Source organism: Pseudonocardia sp. P-1, from assembly GCF_058111925.1.
Genome location: NZ_CM176614.1, coordinates 2,468,587 through 2,495,520, shown reverse-complemented (window position 1 = coordinate 2,495,520; position 26,934 = coordinate 2,468,587). Strand labels below are relative to the sequence as shown.

Below are 26,934 nucleotides of genomic sequence, written 5' to 3'. Positions count from 1 at the left end.
GCGCTGGCCACCGCGATCGCGCTCCGCCGGCTCGCGTGGAGCCACCCCGACGGCGAGGGACGCGCGGCGCCGGCGGCCCTGCTCAAGCTGCGCCGGTCCCTGCCGCCCCGGGCCGCCGAGGCACTGGGCCGGTTCGACCTCGCGATCGCCGAGGCCGGGGTGCGGCCGGACGCCCCCGGCGAGGTGGACCCGGACACCCTGACCGCGCTCGCCGGCGCCTCCCGGACCCGCGACCGGGTCCGGTTCCGCTACCACGACCGCAGCGGGGCGGAGAGCACCCGCGCGGTGGAGCCGGAGCAGGTCGTCCGCAGCGCGCACCGGTGGTACCTCGTCGCCTGGGATCTCGACCGCCGGGACTGGCGGGTGTTCCGGGTCGACCGCGTCGCGGCCGTCGCCCTCACCGGCCGGCGGACCCGCGCCGCAGGGAGGTCGACGCGACGGCGCTGGTCGAGGAGGCGATCACCACCACGCCCTACGCGACCTACGCCGAGGTCGAGATCCACCGCTCCCTCGACGAGACCCGAGCCCTGCTCCCGGCCACCATCGCGCGGCACCGCGCCGACGGCCCGGACCGGACCCTGAGCACTGTCGGCGGCTTCGACGCCCGGTGGATCGCGGAGTTCCTGCTCCGGCTCGGGGTCCCGTTCCGGGTCCTCGGACCCGACGAGGTCCGCGAGCACGTGGTGGCCCGGCTGGAGGGGCTGCTGGCGCTGCAGGGCGACCCGTGACGCGGGCCATCGTCGCCGGTTCCGGACAGGAGCGGTCCGGAACCGGACCTAGCGTCGTGGTCACACGAGACGAAGGGCGTGACCATGACCGACGACACCGGGCCGGCCGACGACGGACTGGCCGACGCACGCAGCCGCGCCCGCGAGGTGCGGGCGCTCTACGAGCAGCTCGAGGACCGGCTGCTGGGGCGCACCTGGACCCTCCCGGAGCTGGCGCTCGGGTTCACCCACGACGCCGCCTACGTCGGACGGCTGGTGCTCGCGGCCGAGCGCACCTGGGACATCGACGGCGACACCGACGCCGAGCTGCGGCACAAGCTCGCCGAGTGCCTGTGGTGGCTGTTCGTGCTCGCCGACCGGCTCGACGTCGACCTCCCCGAGGCCTACGGCGCCACGATGGAGCGCATCGGGGGCGGACTGCGGCGCGCGGTCGCCGAGGGGGCCGGGTGACGGTGCGCCCCACGGCGGCGCCGGGTCAGACACGTCGCGCCAGCACGTCGGACCAGTGCCGCTGCGCGACCCGGGGGTGCGAGCGCAGCCAGCCGGTCAGCGCGTTCTCCCCGTAGCGCGCGTCGAGCGGGTTGTCGGCGTCCTCGCTGATCCCGCGGGCGTCCGCGGCCAGCTCGGCAGGCAGGTCGAGCGGCGCGACGACGGCGTCCAGGCGCGGCGCGAGGAAGAACGGCACCGAGATCCGGTCGACGCCGGGCGGTGGCGACACCACGCGGTGCCGCGTCGCGGTGAGGTAGCCGCGGGTGGCGATCTCCAGCATCTCGCCGATGTTCACCACGAACGAGCCCGGCACCGGGAGGGCGTCGATCCAGCCGCCGTCGGGGCCCTCGACCTGCAGACCGCCGACGTCGTCCTGCTGCAGCAGCGCGAGGTAGCCGTAGTCCTTGTGGGCGCCGACGCCCTGGTCGGAGTCCGGGTCCGGCCGCCCGGGATAGCGCACGATCTTGAGGTGCAGCGAGGACTCCTCGTCGAACCAGCCGTCGAAGTAGCCCTCCTGCTGGCCGAGCGCGGCGGCGAGCGCACGCAGTACCTCGCGGGAGACCCGCAGCGCCTCGGCCTGCCAGCGCAGGACGACCTCGCGCAGCTCGGGCAGGGCGGCCGGCCACTGGTTCGGTCCGATCAGCCGCAGCCAGTCCGGGTCCCCGGGACCGGGCTCGACGGCCGTGCGCTCGGGCCCGATGTCGATCTGCTCGCGCCAGTCGGCGGTGCCGCCGGTGTGCTCGGTCCCGGCCCGGGTGTAGCCGCGGAACTGGGGGGAGTGGACGTTCTCGATCGCGAGACGGTCCTCCGTCCGCAGCGCGAAGAAGCGGCGGGCGAGCGCGTCCATACCGGTCAGGACGTCGTCGGGGACGCCGTGACCGGTGACGTAGAAGAACCCGACCTCGCGCGCGGCGCGACGCAGTTCGGCGAGGAAGGCCGCCCGCTCATCCGGATCGGCACGGGAGCGGGACAGGTCGAGGACCGGGAGCCGGTCGGTGGCAGGGGGCGGCATGGTGCCTCCGACGGGGTGGCGGGCGGCACCTCGGACGTGGTGCGCCGGGCGTACCAGACAACCCGGCCGCAGGAGGGGGCGTCAAGGCGCCGTCCGCGGACCGACCGTAATGATCAGGCGCGGCTGCTGCCGACGAGATGGGCGAACACCACGGTGTTGTCCCGATAACTCCGCGCGCTCGAGTCGAAAGATCCGCCACAGGTGATCAGGCGCAGTTCCGCGCGGTCGACGTCGCCGTAGACGGAGTCGGTCGGAAACGCATTCTTGGGAAACGACCGGACCTCGTCGACGCGGAACGTCGCGGCGATCCCGTCGGCCCGTGTCACGACGATGTCCTCGCCCGGACGCATCCGGCCGAGGTCGTAGAACACCGACGGTCCCTCGGCGGCCGAGTCGACGTGGCCGAGGATGACCGACGGGCCGCGGAAGCCCGGCGCCGACGACCCGCGGTACCAGGACGCCCGGTCGTAGCCGGGGCCCGGGGCCGGGACCTCGAGGGTGCCGTCCGGAGCGAGACCGGACTGGTCGACGACCGACTCGACCCCGATCGACGGGATCGAGATCGACCGGGGCGGGGAGGGCGGGAGCACCTCGCCCACCGGCCGGGCCCCGGCCGGCGCGGTGCCCACCACGGCCGGTCCCACCGGGCCTGCGGCCGCGGCCACCGGCTCCGGGGGACCGCCCGCGGTCAGCGCCGACACCAGGACGACCACACCTGCGACGGCCAGCAGCAGCGCGCCCAGCGGAGCGAGCAGCCGCCGGACGCGGGACGGGTGTGGTGCGGTCATCGGGTGCTCCGGTCCTGGTGCCGGTCGGGGAACCGGTCGTGGTGGTCCACCACGACCGGAGCCGGGTGTGCCGCCCGCCTGTGCGGACGGCACACCCGGGGTGGATCAGTGCCCGCGGACGCCGCGACGGCGGACGACGAGCACCAGCGCGGAGCCGGCGAGCAGCGCGACACCGGTCACGACCAGCGCCGTGTCGGTGCCGGAGGTGCTGCCACCGCCGGTCTCGACGCCACCCTGCGGCATCGGCATGGACCCGCTCGTCGTGTTGACGACGATCGTCGCGATGCCGATGGTGGTGCCGCCCTTGAGGGCGTCGGTGGAGAAGGCGCCGTTCAGGGCCTCGGCGGCCCCGGCGTTCAGGGTGACGGTCGTGCCGGTCAGCGTCGCGGTGCCCGCCGACTGGTCGATCGTGATGGGCTTCAGGGTCGAGCCGTTGAGGTCGAACAGGGTGGTCGACTCGGCGACGGTCTGGCCGCCGGCGCGGACCCGGCCGGTCAGCACGGCGGGGTCGCCCGGGTCGATCACGAAGTTGTCGAGCGTGACCTCGGTGTCACCCTTGGTGAGGGTGAGCCCGCTGCCCATGTGCTCGATCCTGCCCTGCACGTAGGGCAGGACCTCGTTCGGCTTGTAGACGGTCACGTTGCCACCGGTGATCGGGAACGACGCGGTGCCGTCGGAGATCGAGGCGGACCCGAACGGGCCGGGGGTGACGTCGAGCGAGGTCAGCGCGTCGGTGAAGCCCTTGTCCAGCGCGACCGAGGTGCTCTTGCCGGTCAGGCTGGAGATCATCGCGACCGGGGGAGGGGTCTCCTGCGCGGAGGCGACCCCGGCGCCCAGCGCGGTCGTCGCGGCGGCGACCAGGCCGATCGTGGCCAGACCGATCACACGTCGAACTGAATTCGCCATGGTGGTTCTCCTCGGATCACACCGACCGACGGGCGATTCCCGGCGACCTCTGCTCCTGTATTCGACGGCCGGAGCGCGGGGGTTCGGAGAAATGCGGGAAAGAATGTCCCGGGGCCCGGATATCACTGCCGGTGACGTGTTCCGGACCCCGGGCAGCGGAGCGTGTGCGGCGGAGCTCAGCCCCCGGGGTGGCCGAGCTCGTGGTGTCGGATGCGGGCCTTCATCTCGGCGACGCCGTCGGCGAACCGCCTCGCGTAGACCTCCTCGACGGCGGCCGCGCCGGCCGCGGTGACGCTCCCGTCGGCGTCGATGAGGCCGAGGGCGAGCAGGTGCCGGGCCACCGCCGGGCGCAGCAGGTCGACGTCCACCTCGCGCGCGTCGAGCAGTTCCAGGGCCCGTGACTCGTCGCGGGTCAGGAGCATCCGCCTCACCTCCACCCCTGGGTTCGTGCGCGGGGCGCGAGGGGTTCACCCCGGCCCGGCGACGGACCCGGCGGGCCCCGGCGACGGCGGTCCCCCCGGGGGACCGGTGGCGGCATGCTGCCGGGATCCGGTCACGGGCGGCCCCGGCCGTGTGCCGCGGTCAGATCAGGCCCGCCGCGCGGGCCGCGATGACCGCCCGCGCCCGGTTCTGGGTGTCGAGCTTGCGCATCGCGCTGTGCAGGTAGGCCTTGACCGTCCCCACCGTGATCCCGAGCTGCGCGGCGATCTCGGCGTTGGTCGCGCCCACCGCGACGTGCTGCAGCGCCTCGATCTCCCGTGGGGAGAGTGCGGGTGTCTCCCCGACCGTCCGGCCCGCGGTCGGGCGCACCCCGGCGAGGCCGGTGTGGATCCGGCGCAGTCTCTCGCGCAGCTCCGGGTCACCGGTGCTCTCGATCAGCGCAGCGAGCTCCAGCAGTGCGTCGGTCCGGCTCCCGGCGTCCGCGGCGGCCGGATACGCAACGGCCGGGGGAGCGTGCTGGTCGAGCAGGGTCGTGGCGTCCCGGGCGATGGTGGCGGCCACGATGCCGGCGTTGCGGACCGCGACGTCGCCGATCGGCCGGTGCTCGCGCATCGCCGCGTACATCACCCCGCGGACCGAGCCGCGGACGACGATCGGGTACGCCAGGATCGACGCGAGCCGCTCGTGCTCGACGACGACGTGGTCGTAGTCGTGGGTGATCCCGGGGGTCGAGGCGTAGTCGCTCACCCGGCACGGGATCCGGCGGGCCATCGCGGCGCCGCCGAGTCCGCGTCCGGTCAGGACGCTGAGCAGTCGCAGTGAGTCGCCGAAGGTGCCGATCAGCTGGTTGATCGAGAGCTGCTGTTCGTCGCCCACCGTCCGGGTGGTCCCGCCGAAGACGACGGGCAGGCCGGTCGTCGCGCTGAGTTCGTGCAGACGCCGGGGCATGACCCGGTCCAGGGCCCGCGCGACTGCGTCGTCGTCCTGCACGAGTGCTCCTCCCCGTCCTGGCGGCGTCGTCGCCGGCTCCGGACCACCTCGTCACGTGCAACGAGTCATGCCCGGCGGGGTTGTTGTGCCAGACACGCCCCGGCGCGTCAATCGGCCCGGTCGATTCCAGCCTGTCACCTGCCACCGGCGACCTCACGGCGGCGGGCACGTCGTCCGGGCCGTGGGACCCGCTCCGTGGACCCGAACACTGACTTCGGTTGGTAGCGGACGGTGGACCGCTGCGGCGAGTCTCGGTGCTCCCACCAGGCCGCGCTCGACGAGGAGCCACGCATGACCACCACCCCCGCACCGGTCCCACTGAGAAGGGTGGCCGCGGCCAGCTGCGCGGGCACCACCATCGAGTTCTACGACTTCTTCATCTACGGGACGGCCGCGGCGCTGGTGTTCCCGAAGGTCTTCTTCCCGGCCCTGGGCTCCACCGCGGGCACCGTCGCCTCCTTCGCGACGTTCGCCGTGGCGTTCTTCGCCCGCCCGGTCGGCGCGATCGTGTTCGGCCACTACGGCGACCGGATCGGCCGGAAGAAGACCCTGATCTCGACGTTGCTGCTGATGGGCATCGCGACCGTCCTGATCGGACTGCTCCCGGGCGCGGAGACGATCGGCGTCGCGGCCCCGCTGATCCTGGTCTTCCTGCGGTTCTGCCAGGGCTTCGCCGTCGGCGGCGAGTGGGCGGGTGCGACCCTGCTGACCGCGGAGTACGCGCCGAAGGAGAAGCGCGGCCTGTACGGCGTGTTCCCCCAGCTCGGCCCGGCCATCGCGTTCGCGCTGTCCTCGGGCACCTTCCTGGTCACCGGGTTGGTCATGGGTGACACCGACGACGCGTTCCTGACCTACGGCTGGCGGATCCCGTTCCTGCTGTCGATCCTGCTCGTCGGCGTCGGGCTGTGGGTGCGGCTCTCCATCGAGGAGACCCCCGCGTTCGCCGAGGCCCGGCGGCGCGCGGCCGCGGAGGCGACCGCGCTCGACCGCTCGAAGCGGCTGCCGTTCCTGGAGGCCGTCCGGGCGCAGCCGCGTGAGGTCCTGCTGTCGGCCGGTGCGCTGTCGATGCTGTTCGCGTTCTTCTACATGGGCACGGCCTACCTGACCGCCTACGGCACGAACCCGCAGGGTGCGGCCCTGGACCGCCCGGTGGTGCTGGGCATCGGCATCGCCGCGGCCGCCGTGTTCGGGCTCGCGACCGTGGCCGCCGGGATGCTGTCGGACCGGTTCGGGCGTCGCGCGGTCATCCGGACGTCCTGCGTCGCCGGGATCGTCTGGGCGCTGGTGCTGTTCCCGCTGCTCGACACCGGCAGCGCCACCGCGTTCGCGGTCGGCCTCTGCGGGACCTTGGTGATCTTCGCGGTCGCCTACGGTCCGGCGGGCTCCTTCCTGCCCGAGCTGTTCTCGGCCCGGCACCGCTACACCGGCGCCGGGCTCGGCTACAACCTCGCCGGCGTCCTCGGCGGGGCGATCCCGCCGCTGGTCGCGCCCGGTCTGGCCGCGGCGTACGGCTCGATCGCGATCGGCGTGATGCTCTCGCTGATCGGCGTGATCTCCCTGGTCTGCGTGTCGCTGCTGCACGAGACCCGCAACGTCGCGCTCGAGCACGAGCGCCCCGCGACCGCCCCGACGACGGTCTGACCCGCACCACCGACCCGGAGGTCGTCCGCCCCATGGCCAACCACGACATCTACCGCGACGCCCGTGACCGGCTCGTCGCGCTGCACGGCGAGCACGAGAAGGCCGTCGCCGACTTCACCTGGCCGCAGTTCGACGGCGCGTTCCAGTGGGCGCACGACTGGTTCGACGTGATCGCCGACGGCGAGTCGCGGACCGCGCTGCGCATCGTGGAGGAGGACGGCGCCGAGGGCGCCTGGACCTTCGACGAGCTGCGCCGCCGCTCCAACCGGGTGGCCCGCTGGCTCGCCTCGCACGGCGTCGGCCGCGGGGACAGCGTGCTGGTCATGCTCGGCAACCGCGTCGAGCTGTGGGAGTCGATGCTGGCGGTGATGAAGCTCGGCGCGGTGATCATGCCGACGACCACCGCGCTCGGCGCCGTCGACCTGCCGGACCGGCTGGAGCGCGGGGGAGCGCGGTTCGTGATCGCCGACGCGTCCTGCACGGGCAAGTTCGACGGCCTGCTGGACGGGCTCACCGCGGTCTCGGTCGGCGGGTCCGCCGAGGGCTGGCTGGACCTCGCCGACTCCCACGACGTCGACGACGCGCCCGTCGAGCACCCGGGCACCACCGCCGACGACCGGCTGCTGCTGTACTTCACCTCCGGCACCACCAGCCGGCCGAAGCTGGTCGAGCACACCCAGGCGTCGTACCCGGTCGGGCACCTGTCGACCATGTACTGGCTGGGCATCACCCCCGGCGACGTGCACCTCAACATCAGCTCGCCGGGCTGGGCCAAGCACGCCTGGAGCTGCTTTTTCGCGCCGTGGATCGCCGGGGCGACGATCTTCCTCTACAACTACACCCGCTTCGACGCGGCGTCGCTGCTCGGCCAGATCCGGGACAAGGGCGTCACCACGTTCTGCGCCCCGCCGACGGTCTGGCGGATGCTGATCAAGGCCGACCTGTCCGGCGGGCCGGGCTCGCTGCGCGAGGTCATCGCGGCGGGCGAACCGCTCAACCCGGAGATCATCGAGCAGGTCCGGGCGCAGTGGGGCCTGACCCTGCGCGACGGGTTCGGCCAGACCGAGACGACGGCGTCGGTGGGCAACACGCCCGGCTCCGTCGTGAAGCCCGGGTCGATGGGGCGTCCGCTGCCCGGTGTCCCGGTGGTGCTGGTCGACGAGCTCACCGGCGAGGTCTCGGGGACCGAGGGCGAGATCTGCATCGACCTGTCCCGGCGGCCCACCAGCCTGATGGTCGGGTACCTGGACATGCCGGAGAAGACCGCCGACGCCATGGCGGGCGGCTTCTACCACACCGGTGACACCGCGACCCGCGACTCCGACGGCTACCTGTTCTACGTCGGCCGCACCGACGACGTGTTCAAGGCCAGCGACTACAAGATCTCGCCGTTCGAGCTGGAGAGCGTGCTCGTCGAGCACCCGGCGGTGCTGGAGGCGGCCGTGGTGCCCCAGCCCGACCCGGTCCGGCTCGCCGTGCCGAAGGCCTACGTCGCGCTCGCCCCCGGCCACGAGCCGACCCGGGAGACCGCGGCCGCGATCTTCGCCCACGCCCGGGACCACCTGGCGCCCTACCTCCGGGTGCGGCGGATCGAGTTCTCCGAGCTGCCGAAGACGATCTCGGGCAAGATCCGGCGGGTGGAGCTGCGGGCCCGCGAGCGCGACGAGGCCGGGGCGGCCGCGGGCGGGGAGTGGCGCTACGAGGACTTCCCGGAGCTGAAGGGCTGACCGCCCTCCCCGGGAACGCTCCGGGGCGGTGTCCGCCGAGCCGCCTCGGACCGGACGGTCGGTCCGTCCCGCCAGCGAGCCGGGGACGGGCCGACCGTCTCTCTCACTTCGTGGAAACTGCTTCGTTCGCGTAGAGGGCCCGGTCGGCCGCCGAGGTGGCGAACCCGTCGCAGGGCTGCCAGGTGATCTGCTGGTCGTGGACGGCGGCGAGCTGTGGTGGCGGTCTGGTCGCGGCCGCGGCGGCTGCTCCGGGTGGGGCGGGGGCGCCGCAGGCGGCGACGGCGGTCAGCGACACCACTCCCACGGCGAGCCGGAGCAGGTGTGACCGGAACATGTCGTCTCCTCGGGTCGATCGGGTCGTGTCCCATCGCACCCGCGCACGCACCGGTGGCACAGTGGCGTGAGGTCACCGCAGCACATGACGCCGTGTCACTACCGTCGCCGAGGAGCGTGCCGGACCGTTGACGACCATGAAGCTGCTGGACCTGGTCCTCACCGCCGTCACCGTCCTCTCCGTGACCGTGGTCATCGCCTACGTCGGACTCGCCTACGACACCGGGCTGTTCACCGTCCTGCCCGAGCCGGTCACCGCGTTCTTCCTGCGGAACGGATCCCTGCAGTGGGTGGCGCTCGCCGTGCTCGTCGTGGGGCTGATCGGCAAGACTCTGGTCGGGCGCACGCTGAAGCAGCGCCGCCCGCAGCCGACGCGGTCGTGACCGACCGCCCCACCGGGAGCCCCGTGACCGACTCCGATGCCGCCGCCGTGACCGATGTCGTCGTGAGCGATGGCGCCGACACCGGCGCGGCAGCGGGGACCGCGGCCGCCCGGGCGCGCCGGGCCGCGATGCTCACCGCCCTCGCCGCCCTCGCCCCGCTGTGCGTGGTCGGTGTCGTGCTCACGGCGCACAGCTGGTGGGAGGGCCTGATCGTCGCCGTGGGGCTGGTCTTGGCCCTCGGGGTGCTGCGGCAGTGGAGCCTGGACGGCTACTCGCGCGGCGCCGTGTTCACCCTGGGCTTCACCGGGGTGAACCGGCTCGTCGCGGCCCTGAGCGCCGCGAGCCCGATCACCTTCGTGCCCTTCGCGCTCATCGGGTCGCTGCTGGTGTCCGCCCGCCCGCGTCACCGGCGGATGTGGGTCGGTGCGCTCGCCGTGGTCGTCGCGGCGTCCGGTGCCGCGGCGCTCCTGCCCCGGCCGCCCACCGTGACCCTCGCCGGCCAGTACGTGCTCCTGCCCCTGTTCGGCACCCTGTTCGTCGCCGGCGTCATCGTCGTCTCCGAGTACGCGTGGGTCGTCGTGCGTCGTCTGGAACGGGCCCGCGAGGCCGAGCGCGAGCTGGCGATCGCCACGAGCGGATGCGGTTCGCGGGCGACCTGCACGACATCCACGGACACTCGCTGCACGTCATCAAACTCAAGGCCGCCTACGCGCAGACCCTCGTCCGCGGCGGCGGCGAGGACGCCGCCGCGACGGCCGTCGCCGAGCTCGGTGAGATCCGGGGACTCGTCGACGACGCCCTCACCCGGACCCGCGAGCTCGCCCACGCGCGCCACCAGCTCAACCTGACCGCCGAGCTGGAGAACACCCGTCGGCTGGGCGAGGCCGCCGGGATCACGGTCGAGGTCCACCACGACCCCGGCGCCGCCCCCGTCCACCCGCTGCTCGCCCAGGTGCTGCGCGAGGCCACGACCAACCTGCTCCGCCACGCCCGCCCGAGCACCGTGCGCATCACCACGTCGGCGACCCGGGTCGAGATCACCAACGACGGGGTCGCCCCCGCCGCGGACGCCGGGCCGGAGCTGCGCGGCCTCGCCCGCCTGCGGGACCGCCTGGCCGCGGCCGGCGGCGACCTGGACGTGACCACCACCCCGACGACGTTCACCGTCGCGGCCCGGCTCGCGAGCCCCGGGGCGGGCACGCGCGGTGGCGGCGCGGCCCGACCGACGGGAGGCGGGGACCATGACCGGCGCTGAGCCCGTCCGCATCGTGCTGGCCGACGACGAGAAGCTGCTGCGCACCGCGATGGCGGCGCTGCTGCCCCAGGACGGGACGATCGTCGTCGTAGCCCAGGCCGAGGACGGCGACGGGGCCGTGCGGGAGACCCTCGAGCACCGTCCCGACGTGCTCGTCGTCGACCTGGAGATGCCCGGGGCCAACGGCCTCGACGCCGTCGCGCGGATCCGGGAACACCACCCCGGGCAGGCGGTGCTCATGCTCACCCGGCACGCCCGCCCGGGTGTCCTGCGCCGGGTGCTCAAGCTCGGGGTGCAGGGGTTCATGAGCAAGAGCGCCGACCCCGAGGACATCGTCGCGGTCGTCCACGAGTTGCGGGCCGGGCGTCGGTGGATCGCCCACGAGGTCCTCGAGGCATCCGTGATCGACGACTGCCCGCTCACCGACCGCGAGATCGACGCCCTCGCCGAGACCCGCGAGGGCTACTCCGTGGCACACATCGCCCGCCGGCTGCACCTCGCCCACGGGACCGTTCGCAACTACCTGTCCAGCGCGATGCAGAAGACCGGCACCGCCACCCGCCACGACGCCGCGCGCCACGCGCACGAACGCGGCTGGCTCTGACACCGGCTGGACGCCGGACCGCGGCCCCCCGGCACCGGCGTCGGCCCGTCCGGCCCGCCGCACGCAGTTCAGCCTCGCGACCAGCAGGAACGGTCCGGGCAATTCGTCTGGACGGAGCGATGACGGTCCCTGCTCGAGTCGGCAGGACGGTTCCCGGCCGCTGGAACCGGGAAGACCCCCGCATGTCCGAGAACCACCAGCAGGACCGCCGCGACGACGACCGACCGGCCCCGGAACACCGCCGACCGGACGGTGTGTCGGACGAGGCGGTGGCCACGGTGGGCAAGTTGGCCGAGGCCGTCGAGACGATCGAACGGGCCCGCGGGCACCTCTACGCCTTCCACCAGATGACCGGGTACGCCGACGAGATGCTCGACGAGGTCGTCGGCGGCCTGCGGGGGATGGGTCGCGACGACCTGGCGGACCGGATCACCACCGAGCTGATCGGGCTGAACGTCGTCGCGGGGCGGTGGAGCTTCCAGGTCGTGGAGGAGTACGACGACGGCTACTACCGCACCACGCTGGACCTGGACCGCGCGGTGCGCGACGAGTTGGTCGGTGGGCGGCGGCATCTGATGGAGGCGGAGATGAAGGAGCAGCGCCGCACGCGCGGGCGCCCCGGCCACGCCGCGCGACCGCACGAGAGGGACTGACCGCCTCGGTCACGCCGAGCAGACGTCGTCGCGAGTGACCGCCACTGCGGACGGGGTGTAATCGGCGATCGGCTACGCCGGTCCGCTCCCCGAGGGACCGGCCGGCGGTGTCGCCGGCCTCGGGCGGCAGGCAGGTGACGCAGTCGTACCCGTGCTTGCCGTGAGTGGTGCCCGCGGCGAACTCGTGCGGTAACCCCGAGCGCGGCCGTCGACGATGCCGCAGCCTTCGTCTCCCAGCCGCAGGACCGCAGCGTGTCGAGGATCGCGGCGTCCCCGGCCTGCTCGATCGGGTCGGCACACACGGGCCGAGCACGGCACCACGGTTCCGGCCGCGCCCGCGGACCCGTTCCCCGCCCGACTCACGAGTTCAGCGCTGTTCTCGGCCTCCGTGCGGGTCCGCGCCGTCTCCCTGAGCCGGCGGCTGCGCACCGGCAGCGGATCGACGCCCGCGACGACGATGGCTCGGGACGCGCCGCTCGGCAGCTCCTCGATGTGTCCCCGTGACCTGCGCTTCCCCGCCGCAGCGTAGGCGGGTTTCGTTCCACGGCGCGAAGTCGTTCGCGATCGCGAACAGCGTTGCCGCTGGTCACGGTGTAGTGCCCCCGGCAGGATTCGAACCTGCGGCACCCGCTTTAGGAGGCCGGGACGGTGCGTGATCTGGACCGCCCTCGGCGGTCCTGCCAGGGGCCAGGGTTCTCGCCGATTGTCCATGGTGATCCCTGGTGCGCTGCACTTCGCCCCACGATCGCCCCCATGGCGCGAGGCTGGCGACGCTTTCCGTGAGGATCTCGCAAGTGGTCTCTGGGACTGCCCTGTCAGCCGCTGACAATCCATTCTCTTAGGGCGTTGCCGACCTCGCGGCCTTCTGGGGTGTCGGTGCGGAGTCCATCGAAAGTCCAACCGTCGACGCCGGCGTTGTTGCCGAAGACGATCTGGAGGGCTCCGAAGCGGCTGACCATGAGTCGGCCGTCGGCGGTGTTGCGGGTGATGACGCGGATCTTCTGGCCGTCCTCGGCTGCGATGGCCACCCGATTGTCTTCGACGATCAGGACCGCGGGAGCGGCGCGGAGGAAGGGGCTCCCGTCGGAGAAGCGCCTACCCCGGTCGGCGATGAGGTTGCCGTGCTCGATGACTCGGACGAACGGGGCTAGGGACGGGGTGAAACCGGCGTCGGTCAGCGGGCCGAGCCACTTGGCGTCGAGCGCCTGAGGCGCTGAGACGGCAGGGGTGGTGGTGCCGACGGTGCTTTGCGCGATTACCGGGGCCGGGGGGACGGACCTCGGCGCGTTTCGCCGGGTGAGCACCCGGAACAAGAAGAGGCCGAGGATGATTGTCAGGGCGACGAGAATGAAGAACACCACGTGAATCTCCTATCGATCAAAGTGCTAGCGGAGGCTGTCGAGTGCGGCCAGGGCCGCGTCGGCTTCCTGGGCGAAGTTCTGCAGCTCGGTGGCGGTCCGCTTGGCCTCGAACAGCAAGACCTTGGAGAACTCCCGGTCGAAGGAGCGCCGGGTCGCGTCGTCCCACTGGCTGCGGGTTTCTGCCAGGGCGCGGTCGAAGACACGGCACGCCTCCTCGAACGCCCCTGCGGCAGAAGCCAGTACGCGCATCAGCCGAAGACCTTCGCGGGGAGGTGTGTCACGCCGAGGTCACGTGCGATCTCGATGCGGTGTCTACCCGAGGTGACGCCCAGGCTGCCGTCCGACCTGCGGCTCAATGCGATCGGGTCGCTGCCGAGGAACATGTCGTAGACGTCCGCGGTCCGACGTAGCGGAGGGGCACTGCGTTCGGCGTCCCGTTCGACGAAGTCGCTCCTGGTCATGCCCTTGTCCAGGCCCGGCTGAACGACCTCGTCCCAGGTCTGCACGGCCCATCGGTAGTCCGCGCGGGACACGTCCTGGCTCTTTGAGAACGGCGGGCGTATCGGGTTATCCGAGTAGTCCACCTCCGCGAGGTCGACGTTCGACATCGCGTGCCCCACCAACCAGGCTCCTCCACCACCGGAAGGCGCCAAGAACGCCGACCCCCCACCGCTCCCGGCAGCCCGGTAGGAGGTGAGGTCGGCCCCCTTGCGAGCCAGGTCGGCACGAGCCGCGTCAGCGAGGCTCGGGGTCATTCGGGCGTGGGCCCGTTCCAGGGCAACGGCACCAGTGCAGACGCCTGCCAGCCGACGTACGGCGTCCTTCGCCGTCGCCAACGACCGACGGGCCTCGGCGAGCTGGCCCAGCAGCGGTCGGGGATCGGCGTCCTCGGGCAGGGCGGCGAGCCTGCTCTGCAGTGCACCGACCCTGCTCTGCAAGCGCCGGACGACGTCTTCTCCCTGCCGCTGTGCCGCCGCGGCCGCGGTCGCGGCCTGGACGAGAACGCCAGCGGAGGTGTCGGACCACCGGCTCATGGCGCGCGCGACGGCCGTCAACGCCTCGTCCCGCGTGCGGATCTCGGCCATGCCGCTACCCGCGGAACCGGTCGAGGGCCTCGGCCTTCTTGTGGATGCCCGGCGCGTCCGTGTCCCGCAGGTGGCTGCTGACCGAGCTCAACGCCTTGAGCGTCTGCTTGAAGCCGTCCTCGAACCGCTGCCGCTCGCTGTCCTTCCACTGGGTCGCGTCGAGGCTGCGGCGCAGCTGGCGAGCGATCTCATCGATCTTCCCCGCCGATGAGCTCAGCGTCTTGGCGAACTGGCGCAGCTTCTCGGGGTCGGCGTGGACGTCAGACGGCATGAGTGTTCCTCCCAGCGGAGATGGCGCGGAGCCACGAGGTGGGCGGGACCTCGAATCCGACGACGCGGCTGAGTACGCCGTGGTCGTCGTGGGAAAGGACGAGCTGGGTCTCTCTGAGATCCGCCGCGATCTCCGTGCCGAGCAGGGAGTGTGAATCGTCCGCGCTCACTCGCCCCGCCACCCGCCAGCCGCACTCCCGGATCATCCGGGAGGAGAGCCGTCGTGACACCCCGCTCACGCTGCCCGCCCACATCCACACGTGCACGCCAACCTCCGGTCCGTCCCGCAGGATCTCCTTGAGCGCGTCCGCGAGCTCGGAGTCCGCGTCGAGGCTGGAGAGGTCCGAGTCGAGGTCTCGCGCACGGTGGATGCCGAAGAGGAACATCATGCGCGCGGGCGCGCGGCCATCGTCTGATTCGACGCGCCCGCGTACCTCGGCGAGGGTGTCCTGGACGAGGGGGGCGAACGCGCGGCGACGGCGCAGGGTGATTCGGCCCGCTTCCAGCAGCGGCTCAAGGGTGGCGTCGAGTCCGTCGTCTGCGGAGAGGAAGTCGATCACGGTGATGAGCGCATTGCTTTGGGCCGCCGCGCTGACGGCCGCGGTGAGCAGGGCGTACGCCGGCCCTTGGCTCGGCTCCAGCTCAGCAGCCTCCGACTCGCTGTCCCGCACCACGGCGAGGACGTGGGCACCTGCCTCTCGACGGAGCTGGATGTCCCCGATCCCATTCGGCGTCGACGCGGAGCCGACGCGGAGCCGGACGGGCATGGCGCCAGACGAAGCGAGCTCCTCTTGGAAGACAACGGGCTCGACAGCGTCGAGCCGCGCCCGCGTGTTGCCCTCGAATACCACCGGTGTGCGGGTGAAGCCCGCCGCGTCCGCCTTTGCCCGTAGGGCGCGGAGGAGGTCGAGGCGCTCGGTCTCCGTGAGTAGGGCACCGGTGAAGCGTTCGTTGGCTTCGACGGCGCCACCTGCCGTGTTCAGGATCCCCTGGCCGCGGGTCGTGAGATAGCGTCCGCCGTCGTTGTGGTCGCCGAGTACCCTCCGCTGGTCGAGATCGGCGGCGGCGAGCAGGATCCGGGTCGGCAGCAGCTGCGGGACGTGAGCACCCAGCGCGTCGAGACCCGACAGGCTCTGCGAGCCGAGCAGCAGGTGGATGCCGAACCCGCGGCCCTGACGGATGAGAGTCTCGAGCAGGTCCGATGCGGCGATGCCGACCTTGTCGTTACGCGCGAACAGGACCTGGAACTCGTCGAACACAAGCAATACCCGGGGCAGGGTCTCCCCGGTCGCCTCGCGCAACGCCTGAAGCCCGGTGTGTCGGCCCCCGGTGGCCCGGAGCAGGCCGCCTCGCCGCGCCAGCTCGTCGACCAGCGACTGCAGGACCGATAGACCGAACTCACGGTCCGACTCGATCGCGACAGTACGAGCGTGCGGGAGCCCCTCGGCGGCGTAGCCCGCGAACTCGACGCCTTCCTTGAAATCGATCAGGTGCAGCTCCAGCTGGTCCGGCCCATAGACGGTGGTGAGCCCTGCGATGTAGACGTGCAGCAGTGTCGACTTACCGGAGCCCGGTCTGCCGACGAGCAACGCACCGGAGGCGTCGCTCGAGTCGAAGCCGAGTACGGCCACGTCCCGGGCGCCCTTCTGCCCGACAGGGGCGTAGAGACCCCGGGTGCTGTCGCCCGCCCACCAGGTTCCCGGCTCCTGCGGGGACACGTTCTCTGGAACTCCGGAGAGTTCGGGGCGGAGCCCGCGCCGGCGGGTCTCGGTGAACATCCGCATCGACTTGGCGAAGGCCACGGTGCCCTCGGTTCGCGCGATCGCCAGCCTGCCGACCGTGTCGACGATCCTTGTGGACACAGCAGACGGGACCATGCTGTCGTCCGGCACGAACTGGGAGACGAGCTTGTAGCTCTCGTGCGTGTAGATGAACGGCAGCCGGAGGTCGATGCTCCAGGTGCTGTCGACGGGAAGGGCGGCATCCGTGCCGTGGGGGGCTTCGATGGCGGTGTTGCGCAGCAGGAGGGTGTCCACTCCGCAACGCGGCCCGTTCTGAATGACCGAGCTGAGAGCGCGCACGGTCTCCTCGCTGAAGCCGAGCGGGAAGTCGTAGACGACGAGGAGGCGGTAGGGCTCAGCTACCTCACCGGCCTCGCGGTTGAACTCGTCGATGGAGTCGTAGGTCGCCCGTAGGTACTTCTGGATCACGAGCTCGATGTGTGCGGTGTGCTCGGCAAGCCGGGTGGCTAGATCGGCCGCAGCGGACCAGACCTTGCCCCCGACCAACGCGGGGTCGTACTCGGCGAGGTCCAGCAGCTCCCCGACGGACTGTCCAAGCCCGACGGGGTCGAAGAAGGTGATCTGTAGGTCGCCGGGATGGGTCGCAGCCAGGTGCCGGAGCAGGACGGACCTGGTGAGTCCGATAGCGGACTCCCGGCCAGTCTGGTCGTAGATGAGCTCGACGTTGCTGTTAGCAAGCTTCATGAGCTGTTCGGTTGTCAGTGCTGCCATGGGGTTGCTAAGTGGAGCCTCCGGGTCACCTGAGACGACCTGGCGCTCTGACCATGGTTGATGGCGACCTTGAAAGTTGTTGGACAGGCTGAACCGAGCGCCGGCAGAGTAAGGACCGTAGAGCTGTTCCTCTGTGTACTCTTCGCATCGCTGCTTGGCTTCGCGTATCGTGTCAGAAAACTTCGCATTAGCTGCGGCCGACTTATCACGATCATCATACTTGCCAGACTCATAATCTAGGAGAGTTTCACGCGTAGTTTTCAGTGCCCTGGCTAGTCCGGATATCAGGTACGGCCGTTGCTCGGTCATCACCTCACGGGTAACCCATATCGTCTCCCCACGCTCGTTGACTCCTGCGTCAGTAAGACGTTTAACGATGTGCGGATCGCACATTGCAAAGTAGCTGTCGATTTGTGATCTAAGTTCTTCTGCCGTGGCAAACTTCAATGGCCGGCCGTCAGGGTGCTTCTGCGTGTCTTCGTCGGTGTTGCTCATATGGATATAATGAACGCGTCTTATATATATTGCAACGATCAGGATGATGAACGCGCCGTTTAACATGCCAAGCAGTCTTGCCGAAATATAGCCTGGATCATCTAGGCATGTTTCATGCGTGCCGCTATATTGCGCGCATCCGGTGATCAGCACCGGCGTGTGGTCTAGGAGGACCAAGTGAGCGATGACGACGGCCTCGGTGCGGCGGTAGGCACGTTCGTAGCGGTCGGCTTCGTCTACTGGCTGGCAGTGGGCGCGGCGATGGTGATGGCTGCGGTACTGGTGGGCATCGTCGTGGTGGTCATCGGCTCGGTGATCTACCTGATCATGGGTGGCATAGCGTTCGCGGTAGGCATCGCGACTGGTGACTGGTCCGTGGTCCGAGATGCGATCCTGGCCCCGGCCATCGGGCTATTCCTAGCCCTCGCATTTCCGCAGCAGAACCGCGACATCGTGTATGCGCTTCTGAGCGCACCGGATGCGTTGCTTGCCCCCGCGAGCGGCAATGATGGAGCGCTCGTCGCCTTGATCTCGGTTCTGATTATCTTGGCGCTGTTTGCGTTTGTCTGCCTGTTCTACTTGGGCGGTCTTGGTTTCGGCTTCCTGGTCGCGAACGAGAACCCAGTCGTGCGGATGTTCGGTTATGTCGGCTGCATAGCGTGGGGCGTGACGTACTCAGGTACGGCTATGCTCGTGATGGAGGGCAAGTTCTCTTAGTCCCCTGCCCTGCTGTAGGCCATATAAAAAGCACTCCCCTAAGGTGTTAGTAGCTTGCCTGGGGGAGTGCTTTGGTATTACTGCTGCAGAAGGGAAGTGCTGTTCCTTTCCTGCGTTAGTTATTCCTGATCGCCGGACGTCGGCCCGGTCCTCAGTAGAAACGCGCCCCGGTAGGTGAGCACCGGGGCAACTCATAAGCCGACAGCCGGACCGCCTCGGTGGTGCCGACACGCTCAAGGGCGCGCAGGTGGTCGAGACCCATGGACCTTCGGGCGGCTTTCCGCCCAGTGGCTACAAGCCTTATGAGTCCCTCTCCGCTGTTCTATCGTGGTCGTCGCTCGTCACACGTCAAGGTCGTTCGTCCTCGCTGCGCTGCGGGCACTGCACCTTGACATGCTCCTCATCGACGACTTTCGGGCCTAGTACTGCAACGGCGTTTTGTCAGGCTGGTGGGCGTTGGCCGCGGCGGCGGTAGTGGCAGGTCCGGGCCTGGTGCTGGCGTCGTCGGCGCCAGGTGGACCAGGCGAGTGTGCTGGCCAGGCAGGCGGCTGGGGTGAGGATGAGGGTGGCGAGCAGACGCCGTATCTCGTTGCCGCTCAGCGGGATCAGGCCGGTCCGCTCGGCTGGAGATCCCCTTTTCGGCCTCCTGTGCGCGGGTGACGGACAAGTAGGCGGCGGCGAGCATGGCCAGTGTGATGTGGGCGTACCAGGCTCGGTAGGAGCGGACTTGGTAGTGGTCGAGGCCGGCTTCGTTCTTGGAGGTCTGGAAGCATTCCTCGATCGCCCAGCGTGCGCCGGCGACGCGGACCAGCTCGCGCAGCGGCGTGGCCGCGGGGGCGGCGCAGCGGTAGAACGCCAGCTCCCGGGTGGTCTTGCCCTGCCCGGGTTCGGTCTGGCGGCGCACGAGCAGCCAGTGTCCCCAGCCGTGGGGTAGGCCGGCCGGGTCGAGGGCGACGGTGGTCCAGTCATAGATCCGCTCTCCGTGCGCGCCCGCGCCGACCTGGCGCCGTTCCCACCCGCTGCGGCCGGTGTCGGGGTCGCGGGCGCCGGCGATCGTGGCGAGGACCTTGGCCTGGCGGCGATGCCCGTCCGGGCTGGTCAGGACGTCGTCGTTGCGAGTGGCCAGCACGAACGGAATCTCCCGGTCGGCCAGCCAGGTGCGGAAGGTCGGATTCTGTCCGTAGATCTCGTCGGCGGTCACCCACGAGCGGGGTGTGAGGGCCCCGCAGGCGTGGGCGCGGTCGAGCATCGCCAGCCCGAGCTGGGGTTTCGTGGCGAACCCGACCTCATCGGGCACGTCGGCTCTGGCGCAGCGGTCCCGGTCCTCGGTCCACGAGGTCGGCAGGTAGAGCTCGCGGTCGATCAGCGCCCGCCCCTTCGAGCTGGCATAGGCCAGGAACACCCCGAGCTGACAGTTGTCGACCTTGCCGCTGGTACCGGTGTACTGGCGTTGCACTCCCGCCGAACGCAGGCCCTTCTTGATGAACCCGGTCTCGTCGACCACGAACACCTCACTTGCGGGGTCGCCGAGGGCGTCGAGGACGTAGTCGCGCACGTCGTCGCGGACCCCGTCGACGTCCCAGTCAGCGGTGCGCAGCATCCGCTGCGTCCCGTCCGGCGAGACCGCCCCCGCATGCTCGGCCAGAGTCCACCCGTTCTTGCGCTCCAACCCGGCCAGCAGGCCGCGCACATACGCCCCGGCCCGCGCGCGGGGCTCACGACGGAAGAACCGCGGCCCGATCGACGCGATGACCTGGTCCAACGCCGCTACCCATCCAGCAAGATCCACCACCCGGCGATCATCACCGCCGAACCCGGATCAGCCTCTCACGACACGCCGAAACGCCGTTGCAGTACTAGTGCGGAGTAAGGGCGGAGCGTGAGACGACCAATGAGCGCTGCTGTTAGCGTACCTGGGGTCGCTACCCGCGGAACGTCGCTCCTGAGGTGCACGTTTCTCGCACCGTGACGGCCGATAGCCCAGGAAGCCTACTGATAAGTCTCTCCCAGATCCACGCGGCGAGAACCTCGCTCGTCGGGTTAGCGAGCCCGGGGACCTCGTTCAAGTAGTAGTGATCTAATTGATCACCAATGGGCTTCCACGCGTCCTTCAACTCGCCGAAATCCTGAACCCAATGGTTCTCTGGGTCCAGTGCTCCCTGCACGTAGACGATAACGCGGTAGGAATGCCCATGCAGGCGGGCACACTTGTGTCCATCCGGTACAGATGGAAGCCGATGGGCCGCCTCGAACGTGAACTCGCGGAAGATCTCATGGGTGCTCGTCATGGTATCCCTAAGTACTTGTGGGTCTGAAGGCTGAGCATCCAGCGCGGGTGTTTGAGGCAATATTCGACGGCAGCCTCTTCGTTGGCTGCCCTTGCCGGGCCGTCCATGGGTTGCAGGCGGAAGTTGCGGAAGTCCAGTCCCTCGAACTGCGACGGGGACCCACCAGTCTGTGGGTACACGAGTTTCAACTCGTCGCCGCGTGAGACGACGAGGTCGGCTCCGATCTTTGGACTGACGCAGAGCCAGTCGATCCCCGGTGGAGGCTGGCGCGTGCCGTTCGTCTCCACCGCTACGTAGAAGCCGTGGTCGTGCAGAGCCTTGGTGAGCGTCTCGTCGACCTGAAGGAGGGGTTCGCCGCCGGTGAGCACGACCATCCGATGCTCTATGTCGCTGTGCGGCCATGTCCTAGCCACTGCCAGTGCTAGTTGCTCGGCATCGTCGAAGCGACCCCCTCCCACGCCGTCAGTTCCGACGAAGTCTGTGTCGCAGAACTGGCAGATGGCTCGGTGCCGATCGGATTCCCGTCCTGTCCACAGGTTGCACAGGCTGAATCGGCAGAAGACGGCGGGCCTTCCGGCGTGTGAACCTTCGCCCTGCAGGGTGTAAAAGATCTCTTTGACGCGGTACATCGTTAGCGGTTCCGGTACGGTACGGGGTCCTCTGCGCCGGCCTCGCTGAAGCCCTTCAGGCGGAGAAGGCAGGAGTCGCACTGGCCGCAGGCCTTGGACTCTGCTGTCGGATCGTAACAGGACCAGGTCATTCCATAGTTAACGCCGAGTTCCAAGCCGGCACGGATGATCTCGGCCTTTGAGAGGCTGATGAGAGGAGTGTGGACGGTCGTGCGCGCGCCCTCGACTCCGGCTCGTGTCGCCAGGTTGGCCAGGTTCTCAAACGCCGCAATGAATTCGGGACGGCAGTCGGGATATCCGGAGTAGTCGAGAGCGTTGACACCGATGAAGATGTCCGAGGCGTCGACGGTCTCGGCGTAGGCGAGCGCGAACGACAAGAAGATGGTGTTCCGGGCGGGGACGTAGGTGACAGGAATGCCTTCGCCGCTCAGGTCAGCTGCGGAGGAGTGCTTCGGCACGTCGATGTCAGCCGTGAGGGCGGACCCTCCGAAGGCGCGAAGGTCGATGTTGGCGACGACGTGCCTGCTGACATCGAAGGCCTTCGCGACCCGTGCGGCGGCGTCGAGCTCGATGCTGTGGCGCTGGCCGTACTTGAAGGAGAGCGCGTAGGGCTCGAACCCCTGCGCTCGGGCCATCGCGAGGACTGTGGTGGAGTCCAGGCCCCCGGACAGCAGCACGATCGCTGGCTTCGACATGCGGGCTCCTCAGCAGTTTGGTGGCAGCTGTCCGCAGCGTAGCGGGAAACTGTCGGTAGGCTGCGTCAGGGTGTCACCGTAGTTTCCGTGTCGCGTGAGGGAGTCAATGAGTGGCAGAACTGACCATCGTGGTACCTTGCACCGACCGTAAGGCTGCAGCCCCGAGAGAGGTACTGCAGGTCCGCAACCTTCCTCCGTCCGGCCTGCCTACGCGGTCGGCAGTATGGCGATCTCACCTCCGCGGGAGTTCGCCGACTCATGTGCTGCGTGACCTGTACCGAGGTGAGAGTTGGAGCGTCGTGCCGACTCTGCTCGAAGCGGCACATCGAGCAGGCTTCGTATCACGTCTGCTGGTCGCGTCTGCTGGGCTAGGCCTGCAGTGCATCAACGCCCCGGCGCCGTCCTACTCCGCCACGTTCGCAACGGGACAATCTGACAGCGTCGGTAGCAGCGCCCCTGAGGTGCGGAGGTGGTGGCACCTCCTGCGCAGGGCTCCCCATGCCCTCGACCCGGACGTCGAGTTGCGAGGCAGCGTTCTCCTCGTCTTGTCGCAGGCCTATGCGGTTGCACTCCACGAGGACCTCCTCCGACTCGGCGCGCGGGGGGACGATGTCTTGCTCTTCGGTGGAGCCGTCGACGTCCCTGGGATCACGAGGATTGCTGCGGATCGCGCCTTGCGGGGGGCCCTTGGCGGCACTGCGACCGGCCTGACGATCCGGATGGCCCGTGAGTGGCTGGCGAGGCTCGAACACGGCCGTTTGACCAGCAGTGCGAGGCTGGAGGACTGGTCGCGCTGGGTACAGCATGTGCGACGCGAGGAGTTCTGGTCCCGGGAACCTCTCGACGACGAGCAGGTGCTGGCCTTCATTCGCGCTGCTCTGGCTGAGGAGCCGAGTCTGTCGCGTACGAGGGCGCTCCGTAGACTTCGTGACAGCGGTAGAGCGTGCGAGCAGGGAAGGTTCGCTGCCCTGTACTCGAAGGCGGTCGATACTCCGTGAGCCCCAAGAACGATCTCCACGGGTACCGCATCCTGGAGCGCCGAGCGCTACGAGTTCTCCAGAACAATGAGGTGCCCCTCTACCTCTTCACCCTCGCTGCGGAGGAGATTGATCAAGTCGCAGACGTCGCCCGAATCTCACGCGACGAGGCGGGCAGGTTGATCGGCTACCAGCGGCCCGAGAAGAAGCAGCACGTCCGCCAGATCCAGAACTACCTCGACTCAGGGGATGTCCTGTTCCCCAACGGCTTGATCATCGCACTTCCCGATGACCTCAAGTTCAAGTCGAGCCGCGGACCCGGCACGTCGGACGGGCTCGCAACTGCCGGCACGCTCGAGATCCCGATCCCTAACGACCCAGCGGCGCCACGTCCTGGGTGGATCGTCGACGGACAGCAGCGCAGTCTGGCGCTAGCCAAAGCCGCGAATCGACGTTTCCCTGTCCCTGTTTCGGGCTTCGCGGCTTCCAATCTCGAACTTCAACGTGATCAATTCCTGCGGGTCAACAATGTCCATCCGCTTCCGGCGAACCTCGTGACGGAGTTGCTGCCGGAGATCTTCACCCCCCCATCGCCTCGCTTGTCGGCCCGTCGTCTGCCGTCCGCGCTCGTTGACATGCTCAATCAAGATCCAGGGTCACCCTTCCATGGACTGATCAAGCGTGCATCCAGTGAGTCGGAGTCGACGCGGCTGCGTGTAGTTACCGACAATAGCCTGATCGAAGCACTCAAGGAGTCCCTTGACTCACCTTCGGGCGCACTCTTCCCATACCGGAATATCGTGGCAGGTACAACTGACACGGACGGCATACGTCACCTCCTGACCGTGTACTGGACAGCCGTCCGGAACACCTTCCCTAGTGCTTGGGGTGTCCCTCCGACGGAGTCGCGACTCATGCACGGAGCAGGAATCCGAGCGATGTCTCGCCTGTTAGAACGGGTAATCGTCCACGTCGACCTCCGCGGCAAGGACCCTGTAGCCGCTGTCGAGAAGGAGTTGGCGCGCATCGCGCCGTTGTGTCACTGGACTGAAGGAGACTGGGCGGACCTCGGCCTTCCATGGAACGGCGTGCAGAATGTTTCGAGGCATATAAACGCCCTGTCGAACTACCTCATAAGGGCATATATCGAGTCCAGAGGGGCGGGTCGATGAAGTTCTACTTCCCCGATAGCCAGGACATGGTTTCTCCGAGCTACGACTTTGTGCATGATGAGTACAGTCCCCTTCGAGTTCGGCAGCGTGATGACCTCTATGCGCACGAAGTGTTAACAAAGGTTCCCTACGATGGAATCTTGGTTTCGAAAGCCATCGTGGATGGCTCTGTCAACGGCGCCGGCAAGTACTCTGAGTCTCAACGGCAACGCATCTATCGGCTCGGTGTGCGGCGCTACTTCCGGTTGCCGGACTATATGGCAACCATTGGCGACTGTGGCGCCTTCAACTACGTGAGTGAGTACGAGCCTCCCTACACGGTTGACGAGGTCATTGACTTTTATGAAGGCTGCGGATTCGACTCAGGCGTTAGCGTCGATCACGTCATCCTCGCCTATGACGCGAAGGCTACTGATGAAACCGCTGACCCGGCTTGGCGTGGCCGACAAGGCATAACCCTACGTCTAGCAGAAGACTTCATCTCGGCGCTAAGTCGCCGGAGTTCAGGGGTGGAACCGGTAGCCTCGGCCCAAGGCTGGTCGCCAGCCAGTTATGCCGAGTCGGTCCGTGTGCTCCAAGAATTGGGCTTCCGTCGGATCGCGCTCGGTGGAATGGTTCCATTAAGGACTCCCGACATCTTGGCGTGTCTGGACGCGATTGCAGAGGTCCGCGCGCCTGAGTCAGAACTCCATCTGCTGGGAGTGAGCCGATTCGAGTCCATGAGCGAGTTCGCCCGCTACGGCGTGACAAGTTTCGACAGCACCAGTCCATTCAAGCAAGCTTTCATGGATGACCGCGACAACTTTCACACTGAGGCCGGGCCGTTCGTGGCCATCCGCGTGCCTCAGGTGGACGGTAATGCCTCACTGAAGCGTGCAATATTGGCTGGGAAAGTGGTCCAGCGCGACGCCATCAAGACAGAACGTGAGTGCCTCAGTCGCCTACGTCGCTACGACCGAGAAGGACTCGACGTGGACGACGTACTCGCCGTCCTCGCCGACTACGAGGCGATCATCAACGTCAAGAAGTCTCGAGTCCCGGAGTACCGCCGGACCCTAGAAGCGGCCCCGTGGAGACGATGCCGGTGTGGGCTCTGCGAACACCATGGCATCGAAATGATCATCTTCCGTGGGACTGAGCGCAACAAGCGGCGGGGTTTCCACAATCTGTCGGTACTTGCCACCAAGATGCACGCGATACCTGCAGTCGCAGAGCGGCGGGCGGGAAGCCAGACGAACTTAGCCGAAGTGGGGAGCATCAGTGGCTGATCAATACCTCTTGCGCGTACCAGCGCTTCGCCTCACCCAGGGACACAAGCACATCTACGTCTTCGGTATTGACGGCAAGCGCCTCGACGACTTTACCACCGTTTCACGCGCTCGCCGCGACGATGCTGGCCTGCAGGGCTACCAGAGGCCCGAGGTCGTTGCCCACATCAGGGCGATCCGGCGCTACCTTGAGTCTGACGGAGCGATGCTGCCGAACGCGATAGTCCTGGCGTTCACGGAGCAGGTTCGCTTCGAACCGTTTGCGCCAACGACAGGGGAGAACCTCGTCACCTACTCTCAACCCGGCGAGCTGGTGATCCCCATTGACGAGGCGTGCGACGAGGCGGACAAACCAGCCTGGCTCGTCGACGGCCAGCAGCGAACTGCTGCCATCAGAGATGCAGACCTTGCCGAGTTCCCGGTGGCTGCAGTCGGATTCATCGCAGCGGGCGAGCAGGAACAGCGATCGCAGTTCATCCTCGTCAATAGCACAAAGCCACTTCCCAAGGGCCTCATCCACGAACTCCTGCCCGAGACGTCTGGAGAGTTGCCAGCACGCTATGCGCGACGCCGCCTGCCCGCGTCACTGATGACGCAGCTCAATACTGCTGACGGCAGTCCTTTCAAAGGTGCCATCGCTACTCCGACGACTCCCGACGGCTACATTAAAGATAATAGTGTTCTCAAGATGATTGAGAACAGTCTTTACGAAGGCTCGCTCTATCAGTACCGTGACCCTCGAACTGGTGAGGGCGATGAAGAACTGATGCTGCGCCATCTCGTAACCTTCTGGGACCAGGTCCGGAAGCGGTGGCAAGGCGCGTGGGAGTTGCCGCCGCGCAAGTCACGACTTACGCACGGCGTTGGAATTCAAGCCATCGGCTACATCATGGACATGTTAACCTCGGATGGGTCGGTCTCGGAGATCTCGCTCGAGCATATCAAGACCAGCCTGGACGCTCTTGACCCCGTCATTGCTTGGACCGACGGAACTTGGCGTCTGTCGCCTGGCGACGAGCGTCGATGGAACGGCCTGCAGAATACACCGAATGACGTTCGGAAGTTGACGAACCTGTTCGTGCAAGCCCTTCGTCGGGCGGCGGGCACCGAGCAACTGCTCCTGCCGTCACACTAGTAGAGCGGGGCTAGCTCCTTAACGGTCGTTTTTCTATCACTCGGACCCGCCTAAAACTGCTCGGAGAGCGAGCAGTGCGGCGGCGGGAGTTGGGCGATGCCCCGGGTCTACCAGCACCAGGCCTATCACCCACTCGTGCCCCGAGTGCGTCCGACGCCGATCCTGTGTGTGATGATGCGGGTGTCATCCGTCGTGCTCGTCCTGCATAGGATCGCCTGGCTTACTCGGCGACCTCGCTGCATCGGTCACTCCGGGTGACGCTTGTACTAGGGTGGTCGGCAGTGAGCCGTGGGGGTAGAGGTCGCATGATCCACGTGTACCGGCGGAGTCTCGATGGTGTTGCGCAGATGACGGGAACGGCCTTCACTACCGCCACTGG

General features: G+C 68.5%; 29 protein-coding genes. 14 read left to right on the top strand and 15 right to left on the bottom strand.

Annotated elements, in window-relative coordinates:
- Positions 1-159 precede the first annotated feature (159 nt).
- The 3 genes from AC0GKK_RS12055 (at position 160) to AC0GKK_RS12045 (ending at position 1,178) form a co-directional block, all read left to right on the top strand.
- Positions 160-582 (top strand): helix-turn-helix transcriptional regulator, encoded by a 423-nt coding sequence (locus AC0GKK_RS12055; RefSeq protein WP_489884016.1) that lies wholly within the window; start codon positions 160-162, stop codon positions 580-582.
- Positions 498-728: a WCX domain-containing protein gene (locus tag AC0GKK_RS12050; RefSeq protein WP_489884015.1), complete on the top strand. Its 231-nt coding sequence runs from the start codon at positions 498-500 to the stop codon at positions 726-728. Before AC0GKK_RS12055 ends, AC0GKK_RS12050 begins: the two co-directional genes overlap by 85 nt.
- Positions 729-812: 84 nt before the next feature.
- Positions 813-1,178, top strand: a complete 366-nt coding sequence (locus AC0GKK_RS12045; protein ID WP_489883861.1) for a hypothetical protein — start codon at positions 813-815, stop codon at positions 1,176-1,178.
- Positions 1,179-1,203: 25 nt separating this feature from the next.
- Here the strand turns inward: AC0GKK_RS12045 and AC0GKK_RS12040 are convergent, their stop codons facing one another.
- The 5 genes from AC0GKK_RS12040 to AC0GKK_RS12020 form a co-directional block, all read right to left on the bottom strand.
- On the bottom strand, positions 1,204-2,229 hold the full coding sequence (locus AC0GKK_RS12040; RefSeq protein ID WP_489883860.1) for an isopenicillin N synthase family dioxygenase: 1,026 nt from the start codon (positions 2,227-2,229) through the stop codon (positions 1,204-1,206).
- A 113-nt stretch (positions 2,230-2,342) separates the two neighbouring features.
- Entirely contained in the window at positions 2,343-3,017 is a 675-nt protein-coding gene (locus AC0GKK_RS12035) for a class F sortase (RefSeq protein WP_489883859.1), read from the bottom strand.
- A gap of 105 nt (positions 3,018-3,122) precedes the next feature.
- Positions 3,123-3,923, bottom strand: a complete 801-nt coding sequence (locus AC0GKK_RS12030) for a GVDTG sorting domain-containing protein (protein WP_489883858.1) — start codon at positions 3,921-3,923, stop codon at positions 3,123-3,125.
- A 176-nt stretch (positions 3,924-4,099) separates the two neighbouring features.
- Positions 4,100-4,345 carry a hypothetical protein gene (locus AC0GKK_RS12025; protein ID WP_489883857.1) on the bottom strand — a complete coding sequence of 82 codons (246 nt, stop codon included), beginning with the start codon at positions 4,343-4,345 and terminating at the stop codon, positions 4,100-4,102.
- 160 nt (positions 4,346-4,505) lie between these two features.
- Entirely contained in the window at positions 4,506-5,354 is an 849-nt protein-coding gene (locus tag AC0GKK_RS12020) for a helix-turn-helix transcriptional regulator (RefSeq protein WP_489883856.1), read from the bottom strand.
- Positions 5,355-5,645: 291 nt separating this feature from the next.
- Between AC0GKK_RS12020 and AC0GKK_RS12015 the strand changes: the two genes are divergently transcribed.
- The gene (locus AC0GKK_RS12015; protein WP_489883855.1) at positions 5,646-6,995 is read left to right on the top strand and encodes an MFS transporter; all 1,350 of its coding nucleotides are present in this window, start codon (positions 5,646-5,648) and stop codon (positions 6,993-6,995) included.
- Positions 6,996-7,027: 32 nt separating this feature from the next.
- Positions 7,028-8,722: an AMP-binding protein gene (locus tag AC0GKK_RS12010; protein ID WP_489883854.1), complete on the top strand. Its 1,695-nt coding sequence runs from the start codon at positions 7,028-7,030 to the stop codon at positions 8,720-8,722.
- Between the two features lie 103 nt (positions 8,723-8,825).
- On the opposite strand, the gene AC0GKK_RS12005 is transcribed toward AC0GKK_RS12010, so the two are convergent.
- The gene (locus AC0GKK_RS12005) at positions 8,826-9,056 is read right to left on the bottom strand and encodes a hypothetical protein (RefSeq protein WP_476653799.1); all 231 of its coding nucleotides are present in this window, start codon (positions 9,054-9,056) and stop codon (positions 8,826-8,828) included.
- A 136-nt stretch (positions 9,057-9,192) separates the two neighbouring features.
- Between AC0GKK_RS12005 and AC0GKK_RS12000 the strand changes: the two genes are divergently transcribed.
- The 4 genes from AC0GKK_RS12000 (at position 9,193) to AC0GKK_RS11985 (ending at position 11,950) form a co-directional block, all read left to right on the top strand.
- Positions 9,193-9,438 (top strand): hypothetical protein, encoded by a 246-nt coding sequence (locus AC0GKK_RS12000; RefSeq protein WP_073577552.1) that lies wholly within the window; start codon positions 9,193-9,195, stop codon positions 9,436-9,438.
- A 637-nt stretch (positions 9,439-10,075) separates the two neighbouring features.
- Complete coding sequence (locus AC0GKK_RS11995; protein ID WP_489883853.1) at positions 10,076-10,693, top strand: sensor histidine kinase; 618 nt, start codon at positions 10,076-10,078, stop codon at positions 10,691-10,693.
- The gene (locus AC0GKK_RS11990; protein WP_489883852.1) at positions 10,680-11,297 is read left to right on the top strand and encodes a response regulator transcription factor; all 618 of its coding nucleotides are present in this window, start codon (positions 10,680-10,682) and stop codon (positions 11,295-11,297) included. Before AC0GKK_RS11995 ends, AC0GKK_RS11990 begins: the two co-directional genes overlap by 14 nt.
- A gap of 182 nt (positions 11,298-11,479) precedes the next feature.
- Positions 11,480-11,950, top strand: a complete 471-nt coding sequence (locus tag AC0GKK_RS11985) for a hypothetical protein (protein ID WP_100879564.1) — start codon at positions 11,480-11,482, stop codon at positions 11,948-11,950.
- Positions 11,951-12,765: 815 nt separating this feature from the next.
- Here AC0GKK_RS11985 and AC0GKK_RS11980 read toward each other — a convergent pair.
- Genes AC0GKK_RS11980 through AC0GKK_RS11960 form a run of 5 tightly spaced genes read right to left on the bottom strand, consistent with a single transcriptional unit; the run spans position 12,766 to position 17,740 of the window.
- A complete protein-coding gene (locus AC0GKK_RS11980) occupies positions 12,766-13,311 on the bottom strand; it encodes a hypothetical protein (protein WP_489883851.1) in 546 nt (181 codons plus the stop codon).
- A gap of 24 nt (positions 13,312-13,335) precedes the next feature.
- Positions 13,336-13,560, bottom strand: a complete 225-nt coding sequence (locus AC0GKK_RS11975; protein WP_489883850.1) for a hypothetical protein — start codon at positions 13,558-13,560, stop codon at positions 13,336-13,338.
- On the bottom strand, positions 13,560-14,396 hold the full coding sequence (locus tag AC0GKK_RS11970; protein WP_489883849.1) for a hypothetical protein: 837 nt from the start codon (positions 14,394-14,396) through the stop codon (positions 13,560-13,562). Before AC0GKK_RS11970 ends, AC0GKK_RS11975 begins: the two co-directional genes overlap by 1 nt.
- 4 nt (positions 14,397-14,400) lie before the next feature.
- Complete coding sequence (locus AC0GKK_RS11965; protein ID WP_489883848.1) at positions 14,401-14,667, bottom strand: WXG100 family type VII secretion target; 267 nt, start codon at positions 14,665-14,667, stop codon at positions 14,401-14,403.
- Positions 14,657-17,740, bottom strand: coding sequence for a terminase small subunit (locus tag AC0GKK_RS11960; protein ID WP_489883847.1), 3,084 nt, complete (start codon positions 17,738-17,740; stop codon positions 14,657-14,659). Before AC0GKK_RS11960 ends, AC0GKK_RS11965 begins: the two co-directional genes overlap by 11 nt.
- A 111-nt stretch (positions 17,741-17,851) precedes the next feature.
- On the opposite strand from AC0GKK_RS11960, the gene AC0GKK_RS11955 reads away from it, so the two are divergent.
- Entirely contained in the window at positions 17,852-18,391 is a 540-nt protein-coding gene (locus tag AC0GKK_RS11955) for a hypothetical protein (RefSeq protein ID WP_489883846.1), read from the top strand.
- Between the two features lie 400 nt (positions 18,392-18,791).
- On the opposite strand, the gene AC0GKK_RS11950 is transcribed toward AC0GKK_RS11955, so the two are convergent.
- From AC0GKK_RS11950 to queC, 4 genes are all read right to left on the bottom strand, one after another.
- Entirely contained in the window at positions 18,792-20,183 is a 1,392-nt protein-coding gene (locus AC0GKK_RS11950) for an IS701 family transposase (protein WP_489883845.1), read from the bottom strand.
- Positions 20,184-20,313: 130 nt separating this feature from the next.
- On the bottom strand, positions 20,314-20,679 hold the full coding sequence (queD, locus tag AC0GKK_RS11945) for a 6-carboxytetrahydropterin synthase QueD (protein WP_489883844.1): 366 nt from the start codon (positions 20,677-20,679) through the stop codon (positions 20,314-20,316).
- Positions 20,676-21,308 carry a 7-carboxy-7-deazaguanine synthase gene (gene queE, locus AC0GKK_RS11940; RefSeq protein WP_489883843.1) on the bottom strand — a complete coding sequence of 211 codons (633 nt, stop codon included), beginning with the start codon at positions 21,306-21,308 and terminating at the stop codon, positions 20,676-20,678. Before queE ends, queD begins: the two co-directional genes overlap by 4 nt.
- A 2-nt stretch (positions 21,309-21,310) precedes the next feature.
- Positions 21,311-22,003, bottom strand: coding sequence for a 7-cyano-7-deazaguanine synthase QueC (queC, locus tag AC0GKK_RS11935; protein WP_489883842.1), 693 nt, complete (start codon positions 22,001-22,003; stop codon positions 21,311-21,313).
- A gap of 299 nt (positions 22,004-22,302) precedes the next feature.
- Here queC and AC0GKK_RS11930 point away from each other — a divergent pair, with 299 nt between their 5' ends.
- From AC0GKK_RS11930 to dbpB (AC0GKK_RS11915), 4 genes are read left to right on the top strand one after another with little or no spacing between them, the layout of a single operon-like run.
- Positions 22,303-23,001, top strand: coding sequence for a hypothetical protein (locus AC0GKK_RS11930; protein WP_489883841.1), 699 nt, complete (start codon positions 22,303-22,305; stop codon positions 22,999-23,001).
- Positions 22,998-24,152, top strand: a complete 1,155-nt coding sequence (gene dbpB, locus AC0GKK_RS11925; RefSeq protein ID WP_489883840.1) for a DGQHR domain-containing protein DpdB — start codon at positions 22,998-23,000, stop codon at positions 24,150-24,152. The genes AC0GKK_RS11930 and dbpB (AC0GKK_RS11925) overlap by 4 nt, the downstream gene beginning before the upstream one ends.
- Complete coding sequence (dpdA, locus tag AC0GKK_RS11920; protein ID WP_489883839.1) at positions 24,149-25,420, top strand: tRNA-guanine transglycosylase DpdA; 1,272 nt, start codon at positions 24,149-24,151, stop codon at positions 25,418-25,420. The genes dbpB (AC0GKK_RS11925) and dpdA overlap by 4 nt, the downstream gene beginning before the upstream one ends.
- Positions 25,413-26,555 carry a DGQHR domain-containing protein DpdB gene (gene dbpB / locus AC0GKK_RS11915; protein ID WP_489883838.1) on the top strand — a complete coding sequence of 381 codons (1,143 nt, stop codon included), beginning with the start codon at positions 25,413-25,415 and terminating at the stop codon, positions 26,553-26,555. The genes dpdA and dbpB (AC0GKK_RS11915) overlap by 8 nt, the downstream gene beginning before the upstream one ends.
- Positions 26,556-26,934: the final 379 nt, after the last annotated feature.